11 protein-coding genes are annotated in these 8884 nt (G+C 38.2%); all 11 read left to right on the top strand.

The window, feature by feature from the left end; translation table 11 throughout:
• The first annotated feature begins 123 nt into the window (after positions 1 to 123).
• The 11 genes from V7127_RS13745 to V7127_RS13695 all read left to right on the top strand — a co-directional run bounded on the left by V7127_RS13745 (position 124) and on the right by V7127_RS13695 (position 8476).
• Entirely contained in the window at positions 124 to 1620 is a 1497-nt protein-coding gene (locus V7127_RS13745; RefSeq protein WP_335486905.1) for a DEAD/DEAH box helicase, read from the top strand.
• A 217-nt stretch (positions 1621 to 1837) separates the two neighbouring features.
• On the top strand, positions 1838 to 2314 hold the full coding sequence (locus tag V7127_RS13740) for a ComF family protein (RefSeq protein WP_335486902.1): 477 nt from the start codon (positions 1838 to 1840) through the stop codon (positions 2312 to 2314).
• A gap of 92 nt (positions 2315 to 2406) precedes the next feature.
• Entirely contained in the window at positions 2407 to 2835 is a 429-nt protein-coding gene (locus V7127_RS13735; RefSeq protein ID WP_335486899.1) for a TIGR03826 family flagellar region protein, read from the top strand.
• 113 nt (positions 2836 to 2948) lie between these two features.
• Positions 2949 to 3212, top strand: a complete 264-nt coding sequence (flgM, locus tag V7127_RS13730) for a flagellar biosynthesis anti-sigma factor FlgM (RefSeq protein WP_335486896.1) — start codon at positions 2949 to 2951, stop codon at positions 3210 to 3212.
• Between the two features lie 17 nt (positions 3213 to 3229).
• Positions 3230 to 3715, top strand: coding sequence for a flagellar protein FlgN (locus V7127_RS13725; protein WP_335486893.1), 486 nt, complete (start codon positions 3230 to 3232; stop codon positions 3713 to 3715).
• Between the two features lie 20 nt (positions 3716 to 3735).
• Positions 3736 to 5304, top strand: a complete 1569-nt coding sequence (gene flgK, locus V7127_RS13720) for a flagellar hook-associated protein FlgK (protein ID WP_335486890.1) — start codon at positions 3736 to 3738, stop codon at positions 5302 to 5304.
• A 9-nt stretch (positions 5305 to 5313) separates the two neighbouring features.
• Positions 5314 to 6204, top strand: coding sequence for a flagellar hook-associated protein FlgL (flgL, locus tag V7127_RS13715; RefSeq protein WP_335486887.1), 891 nt, complete (start codon positions 5314 to 5316; stop codon positions 6202 to 6204).
• Positions 6205 to 6252: 48 nt separating this feature from the next.
• Positions 6253 to 6804, top strand: a complete 552-nt coding sequence (locus V7127_RS13710; RefSeq protein WP_335486884.1) for a DUF6470 family protein — start codon at positions 6253 to 6255, stop codon at positions 6802 to 6804.
• Between the two features lie 19 nt (positions 6805 to 6823).
• Positions 6824 to 7273: a flagellar assembly protein FliW gene (fliW, locus tag V7127_RS13705; protein ID WP_335486881.1), complete on the top strand. Its 450-nt coding sequence runs from the start codon at positions 6824 to 6826 to the stop codon at positions 7271 to 7273.
• Positions 7274 to 7275: 2 nt separating this feature from the next.
• Positions 7276 to 7500, top strand: coding sequence for a carbon storage regulator CsrA (gene csrA / locus V7127_RS13700; RefSeq protein ID WP_335486878.1), 225 nt, complete (start codon positions 7276 to 7278; stop codon positions 7498 to 7500).
• A gap of 127 nt (positions 7501 to 7627) precedes the next feature.
• Complete coding sequence (locus V7127_RS13695) at positions 7628 to 8476, top strand: flagellin (protein ID WP_335486875.1); 849 nt, start codon at positions 7628 to 7630, stop codon at positions 8474 to 8476.
• Positions 8477 to 8884 lie beyond the last annotated feature (408 nt).

The following is an 8884-nucleotide window of genomic DNA, read 5'->3' as shown; positions in this document are numbered from 1 at the left end:
CGTCCAGTCGGAAAAATGGTGTAAATGGTCATCAAACCCTCACCTGAGGCAGAGGCTAAATGAACTTGCCCTTACTCGGACAAAACTTTTCCAAAACAATATTAAAAAAAAGAGGTGTTGCACATGCGATTCGCACTTACTTATGACAAAATAACCCCAGACAAAATCCTTATGTCCCCAGAAAAAACTCATCAAGTCTCCTCCATTGAAAGCATTCCTCATCAAGATTTAAATCCAGCCTACCCCTTCTCACAAGAACTCCAGCAGCAATTATCCGGAAAGCAGCTATTACTGGACGATTTAACCGATCCGATACAAAAAATCCAGGAACACTATGAAAATGGGTATCTCATTTATCGAAAGGGAATTATTACAGAAGGCCGCAAAAGTTTCTGCAAGCGCTGCGGCAACAAAGATAAGCATTTTTTCACCTCGTTTCCATGTGCAAGATGTGAGGAAGAATGTCTCTATTGCCGAAAATGCATCATGATGGGAAGAGTGAGCACGTGTACGCCCCTGATCAGTTGGACAGGTCCAGTGTTTCCGTTAAAATGTACAGACCCGCCGCTTTCTTGGGATGGTACATTATCCGATGGACAGCAAATTGCATCAAAACGGGTAGCGGAAGCAGTGCAAGGCGATAAGGAGCTACTCGTTTGGGCCGTATGCGGAGCGGGGAAAACGGAGGTGCTATTCGAGGGAATAAACGCAGCACTCACAGCCGAAAAAAGAGTTTGCCTCGCAACCCCACGAACCGATGTAGTCCTCGAGCTCACTCCGCGTCTGAAAAAAGTGTTTCCTAGTATCGCAGTTGCCTCCATTTACGGCGGCAGCGAGGACCGCCATCTCAATGCGCCGCTCACCATCGCCACCACCCACCAGCTTTTTCGTTTCTACCATGCCTTCGATACCGTTATCCTTGATGAAGTCGATGCCTTTCCCTATTCAGTCGAAGAATCACTCCAATATGCTGTCCGTCAATCACGCAAATCTTCATCCTCGATGATCTACCTAACTGCCACCCCGAATGAAAAATGGCAAAAAGAATGCCGCCAAGGAAAAAGAGAATTTGTCACCATTCCTGCACGTTTTCACCGCCATCCTCTCCCGGTACCGCGTTTTCAATGGTGCGGCAACTGGGAAAAGCGACTCAAAAAAGAGCACCTTCCGCCTAACGTAATCCAGTGGATCAAAAACCGGCTAGATTCCAACAAGCAATGTCTTTTATTTGTCCCTAAGATCGATAAAATGGGAAAAATCCTTCCTCTCATAAGAAAATTCCATCCGAAAATTGAAGCAGTCCATGCCGAGGACCCACAGCGTAAAGAAAAGGTCCAGGCGATGAGAAATAAGGAAATCCCATTGTTGCTCACAACGACTATTTTGGAAAGGGGTGTCACCTTTCCTAATATTGATGTCGCTGTCTTGGGTGCAGAAGACCGGATTTTTACCGAAAGCGCTCTAGTACAAATTGCTGGGCGTGTTGGAAGAAGCTCACTTGCTCCCGGCGGTGATATTGTATTTTTTCATTACGGAAAAACCGAAGCAATGATCCGCGCGAAAAAACAAATCCAAAATATGAATGTAGAAGCAAAAAAGAAAGGATTGATCGATTATTAAGCATTGTCTTGTTTGTTTTGCAGAAATAATCCCTCAAATAGGCTGGACCGCATTATTTTCCAAAGAGGAAGTGGTGACACTGTGTTGGTCTTGCCGCGAAAAGTTTTCCATCATAGTTGGCGAAACATGCCGGACCTGTGATCGTCCGTTAGAGCAAATAGAACCACAATTTAAGCTTCATGACCAATGTCTGGATTGTGTTCGTTGGGAGGAAGATTTGCAATGGGCAGGGACTTTGGAGAAAAACTTCTCTATCGTGATGTACAATGATTTTGCCAAAGAGGTCATGGCCCAATATAAATACCGCGGTGACTATGTGCTCGCGCATGTCTTTGCTTCTTTTATGAAAAAAAGGCTTGCTGCAATCTCCTTTGACAAGATAGTCCCGATTCCGTTAAGTGCCGAGCGCCTTTATGAACGCGGCTTTAACCAGTCTGAGGCATTAATTCGGGCTTGGGGCTTTGAATCAAGCGACCTTTTTACCAGAACCCACACCGAAAAACAATCGAAGAAATCCCGCTCCGAACGAATCCATCTAGCGCAAGTCTTTCAAATAAAAGAACCCATTCCGAATCAAAATATCCTCCTGATTGACGATATTTATACAACCGGCTCTACCCTCCGGCATGCAGCCAAATGTTTAAAGGAAGCGGGTGCGCACTCAGTTAGCTCCGTTACTTTTGCTCGCGGTTAACGAAAATTCGCGAATCCGTCATTTCTTAAATGGAGAACTTTGGCTATAATGGAGGAAATAAAGAGACATGTTCAACATGAGGGGGAGAATGAATGGCAGAGCTTACGAATTGCCCGAACTGCGACAGTATTTTTGTGAAAAATAAATTCCGAGATGTGTGCGATAAATGCTGGAAAGAAGAAGAAAAAGCCTACGAAACCGTCTACCAATTCATGCGCAAACGCGAAAACCGCGCCGCAACGATGAACCAGGTTGTCGAAGCAACAGAAGTCGAGGAAGAATTGATTCTAAAATTTATCAAAGCCGGTAGACTTCAGCTGACTCAGTTTCCGAATCTAGGATACCCCTGTGACAAATGCGGGGCAATTATTCGAACAGGGAAAATCTGTGATAAGTGTACAGAGGAGCTTAGAAAGGATTTACAAGTACATACATCAGAAGAAGAGCGCAGGAAGGAAATAGAAAGAAGAGAGAAGCATGCAACTTACTTTGCGGGGGATGAGAAGTTTCGGAAGAGGTAGGTCAGTATTCTGTAACAGAAAATCATCATTAAAAAAATAATGTTAAAAAATAGACACTTTTAACCGATAATAAAATTAAGAAAATGTATCGGGCCGAAAGTGAGGGATAAACAATGAAAATTAATAATTTCGGATCATCAGGTGTGAATCCATATAAACGCCAAATGAGTAATTTTGATCAGGCTGCAAAGTCGATGAATAAAGCTACAGATAAAGTTGAAATTTCAACCACTGCAAAAGAAATGCAGCAAGTCTCCCAATTTGCAAATGAACGCCAAGCAAAGGTGGACGAATTAAAGATTCAAGTAGAGAACGGAACCTACAAAGTCGATCCAAAAGAAGTAGCGAAGAGCATTATCAATTTTTATAAGAAATAAGAAGGAGGGAACCTTTCATGTCCGCCGAAGCCTTATCAGCATCTATAGAAAAATTGCTCAAGCTCCATAAAAGCCTTTACGAGCTTGCAGTCAAAAAAACAGACATCATTAAAACCGGGGACATGGAAGCCCTCGATCTTATGCTTAAGGATGAGCAAACGCATATTGCGGCGATTGAGCAAACGGAAAAAGAGCGTCAAAAGACAGCTAGGACAATGGTTCCTCAAGTTGAACAGCCGACAGTTTCAGACTGTCTTGAGAGCTTTGATGCTGTAGAACAAGACAGGCTCTCAAAGATGGTAAATGAGCTTTCTTTAATAGTACATAGCTTAAAGGAGAAAAATTATTTAAATCAGCAGCTTATCCATCAATCACTTCAATTTGTTCATTTTTCGATGGGCTTGCTTCGACCTCAGCCAACAAATATTAACTATGGGCCGCCCTCAAAAAATCAAAAGCCTTCTGAACATCATTCCTCAAGTGTGTTTAACTCGGAAGCTTAATAGAACGGAGGAACAAGAATATGCGTCCAACCTTTATGGGATTAGAAACTGCCCGCCGCGGTATGTTTACCCAGCAAAGTGCTTTATATACAACGGGTCATAATATTTCAAATGCAAATACGCCGGGGTATTCGCGGCAACGGGTTAATTTTCAGCAAACTTCTCCTTATCCTGCTAATGGGCTTAACCGCCCCTATTTACCTGGTCAAATGGGGACAGGTGTAGAGGCAGGAAGCATTCAGAGAATCCGGGATAGCTTTATTGATGCTAGATTTAGAAGTGAGAACAATAAATTAGGTTATTACGGATCAAAGTCTGATGCGTTGACTAGGATGGAAAATGTAATGAACGAGCCCACTTCCGAGGGGCTATCAGCGGCAATGGATAATTTTTGGAATTCCTTGCAAACATTAGGCACAAATCCTAATGAGAGTGGAGCTAGAGAAAGTGTATTAGCACAAGGGCATGCACTTGCTGATACTTTTAATTATCTGTCTGCCTCTCTAAATTCCATTCGCGAGGATTTGAAACAGAGTATTAAAGTAAACGTTGAAAAAATAAATACACTAGCTTCTCAGATTAATAATATCAATAAACAAATTAGCCAGGTAGAGCCTCACGGGGATCTGCCGAATGATCTGTACGATGAAAGAGATCGTCTTGTTGATGAACTTTCACAATTAGTAGATATTAAGGTGACAACTCAGCCTAGCGGAGGATTGCCATCACCTATTGCAGAGGGAACTTACAAAATAGAAATTTTAAATCCTATAGGGAAGAGCTTAGGAACACTTGTAGATAAAAATACAATAAACGGTGATCCAAACAAATTATCTTACAAAGCTGATAATGACGGTTACATCGAATCTTTATCGATTGGTTCTGGTTCACCAATTGAAGTAGAAAATTTTGCAAAAGGCTCTCTTAAAGCCGATATCGAGGCATTCGGATATGTAAATCAAACAGGAAACCAGGTTGGACGGTATCCTGATATGATAGACCAGCTTGATAAATTGGCTTTTACATTATTGAAAGAATTTAATCATATCCATAAAAACGGAATTGATTTAGACGGCAATAACGGCAAAGACTTTTTTAATGATGTCACTGATTATAAGGGTGCAGCAAGTAAAATTTCAGTGGCAATTAACAATCCGAATGAAATTGCTGCTTCAGTGAACGGCAAAGGAAATGGAGATAATGGATATAAGCTAGCAGATGTCTTAAGAAAGGATCTTTCTGCATTTGAAGCACAGGTAACTGATCCCTCTACAGGAAACCCAATTGACCTAAAGGATTATACACAAGTTAATTTGAAGATGAGCGGCAATATTAAATCCTTCTACGGCGGGTTAATTTCTTCTCTGGGTGTTGAGACGAGAGAAGCAAATGTATTATCAAAAAACACCTTAATATTATTGGATACTGTGGATTATCAGCGACAATCAGTATCAGGGGTATCGCTGGATGAAGAAATGTCAAATTTAATTAAATTTCAGCATGCCTATAATGCCTCCGCAAGAAATATTACAGTAATTGATGAAATGCTTGATAAAATTATTAATGGCATGGGCGTAGTCGGAAGGTAGGGGAAATAAATGCGTGTAACACAATCGATGCTTACCAATAATATGTTACGTAACTTAAGCGGGAGCTACCAAAAGTTAGGGAAATATCAAGAACAGCTTAGTTCACAAAAGAAAATTTCTAGACCATCCGATGATCCGGTTGTTGTTTTTAAAGGGATTTCTTACAGGACAAGTGTTAATGATGTTTCACAATACAAAAGAAATATGTCTGAAGTGAATGTATGGTTGGAAAATACTGAGGATGCACTTGATAAGGCTGGATCATCTATCCACCGAATAAGTGAATTAGTAAATCAAGCAAATACAGGTACCGTAACGGATTCAGATCGAAAAAAAATAGAAAATGAAATTGAAGAAATTAAAAAGCAGCTTGTTTCTATAGCGAATACAAAGTTGTCTGGAAAGTATATTTTTAATGGTTCAGATATTTATAATGCTCCAGTTTCTTTTGATGCAGCAAATAAAATACAAACCAATTACAATACAGATGCCATAAATATTGAAGTTTCTGGAGGAATCAAGCTTCAAGTCAATTATTTAGGAGCGAATGTATTTGGTACAGAAACAAGCGGGATGCTAAAGGATCTGGAAGATCTGCAAGATGCATTGAAAAACGGAAATGACCCAGATTTAAGCAATTTTATTGAAAACTTTCAAAATCATTTAAATACGGTTACTTCAGCAAGATCTAGTATTGGTGCTTCAATGAATCGTGTAGAGATGATTCAGGATCGCTTAGATTCTCAAGAAATTATTGCTACTAAAACAATGTCTGAAAATGAAGATATTGATGTAGAAAAAGTCATTTTAGATTTGCAAACACAGGAAAGTATTCATAGAATGGCACTAAGTGTCGGTTCTAGAATCATCCAGCCAACATTAGTTGACTTTTTAAGGTAAGAATTAAGCTATCTGTTTAGATAGCTTTTCTTTATAGGAGATTATATTATGCAAATTCCACAAATTCGTATTGAATCACAAGTTGGAAAAATTGGGTTAGATATCACTAAACCCAATCAACATATTGAGCAGCCACAAGCTGATTTAAGCATTGAACAGCCTCCAGCCGAAATGGTAATCAATCGCCAGCCCAGCAGATTAACGATTGATCAAACAATAGCAAAAGAAAACTTGGATTTAAAGTCTGTTTTTAAAAGAGGAGATGAAAATGCTCAGCTAGGTTATCGGAACTTAATGGAGTATATCGGTAAAGTTGTCCAAGAAGGAGCCGAACTAATGATGATTGAAAATGGAGGAAATCCAATTGCTAATCATGCAGAACGGGCGCTGACTCATGACTTAGTATTTAACACGGGGAATACTCCTTCGCAAAACAGTGTTAAAGTAGAATATACACCTTCAAAAGTAGATATAGAATGGAAACGAAATAAACCAAATATTCAAGTGCAAATTAATCGTCCAATTCATGAGTACATTCCGGGTCGTGTCGATATTTATATGGAACAAACTCCTTCCTTGAAAATAGATTTTAAATTATAAAGGCTGTGTGGTGATAAAAATGAAAATTAATACGAGATATCACGAAGAAATTGAAGTGAACGAAGAGGATAAGATTTTTTTTGGCAGTGGAATTCCAGGGTTTCCACAGGAAAAGGAATTTGTTATTCTCCCTCTTGGAACTGACTCGCCATTTAGTATCCTACAATCCATAAACAATGAAGAACTGGGTTTTGTTATTAGTGAACCCTTCTCTTTCTATAAAGAATATGAATTTGATCTAGAAGAATCGGTTGTATCTCAACTAGACATTGAGAAAAAGACGGATATCCAAATCTATTCAATTATCACATTAGGAGATTCTCTAACAACATCTACAATCAATCTGCAAGCTCCAGTTATTATTAATAGAAAAGAAAATAAAGGGAAACAAGCCATACTTAATACAGATACTTATCATACAAAACATCCGTTAGTCAATAAAAACAAACAAAAAGGTCAGGAGGGATAATAATGCTAGTTCTCACTAGGAGAAAGAATGAAAGTATTATCCTGAATGAAAATATTGAAATTACCATTCTAGAAATAGACGGAGAGCAAATAAAGCTCGGTATTAAAGCACCAAAGGATGTTGAAATCCTCCGCAAAGAAATAATCGTCAAAACGGAACAAGAAAATATCAATGCATTAAAAGGAAATTTCGACCTAAAAAAAATATTAGAAGAAAAAACAAAATAAATGTAAAAACTTCAAAATTCCTGTCGATATAATAAATAGTCACATAGAAAATTAGTCGGCCGACAAATACTATGTCAAACTAACCACATGGAAGTGGGAACTTTCAAACTCAAGGAGGAAAATAATAATGAGAATTAACCACAATATCTCAGCGATGAACACTCATCGTCAATTAAACTACAACAACGATGCTTCAGCTAAATCTATGGAGAAATTATCTTCAGGATACCGTATCAACCGTGCAGCAGACGATGCAGCAGGTCTTGCAATCTCTGAAAAGATGCGTAACCAAATCCGTGGATTAAATCAAGCTCAAAGCAACTCTCAAGATGCTATTTCTTTAATCCAAACTGCTGAAGGTGCATTAAACGAAACTCATGCAATGCTTCAACGTATGGCTGAGTTAACTACTAAAGCGGCGAACGAAACTCTAACTACTGATGATACATCTAAGATTCAAAAAGAAATTACTCAATTAACAGAGCAAATTGATTCAATTGCTACTCAAACTAAATTTAATACAAAACAAATTTTAAATACTACATCTTCACTAATTTTCCAAGTTGGTGCTAACTCTGGTGAAACGATTAAATTAGATTTAGTTGATGCTACGTCAAGTACTTTAGGTGTTTCTACTGGAACTTTGAAAGACTTGAGCTCAGATGTGGGTACAACTGCAGCTAGTAGCTTGAATACTATTGCAAAAGGGAATTTAGACGCTATTCAAAAGGCAATTAATACAGTATCTGAAAACCGTTCAAACCTTGGTGCTGTTCAAAACCGCTTAGAACATACTATTAACAACCTAGGAACAACTTCTGAAAACTTACAAGCTGCAGAGTCTCGTATTCGTGACGTAGACATGGCGAAAGAAATGATGGCTATGACTAAGAACAATATTCTTACTCAAGCTGCTCAAGCTATGCTTGCACAAGCGAACCAACAGCCACAAGGAGTTCTTCAACTTCTTCGTTAATTATCCAAAGAAAGAGACCTTTTATGAGGTCTCTTTTTTACTTGTTTAATTTATATAGACTAGGAAAATTGGCTAATATAATTTACTGACAATAATAAAATAAAATATTTTTAAGTAGGCGTTTTATCATAAATAGAAATTTAGATTATTTCCATTTCTTGTACCCTTTTGTATTTTGTTTCTTTTAAGGAGTCATCCTTTCACAATGTCCCGAAAATTAACAAATTTGTCCCTTTTAATCCTATATAAAGTACCAACTTTTTTTGCTTTTTAATTACCTTAATAATAATACTATTTAAAGTTGGTGTCAGATTTGTCTTTTTTTACTAAGGTTTATAAAACTATTTAAACAATGGTTAATTTAACCAAATAAATAAATGATGAATATTGTCGATATAATAACTATAT

Origin of the sequence: Bacillus sp. JJ1773 (assembly GCF_036962035.1) — a bacterium.
Taxonomy (GTDB): Bacteria; Bacillota; Bacilli; order Bacillales; family Cytobacillaceae; genus Cytobacillus.
Note: the sequence above shows the minus strand (reverse complement) of the source record. Positions and strands in the feature narration are given on the sequence as shown.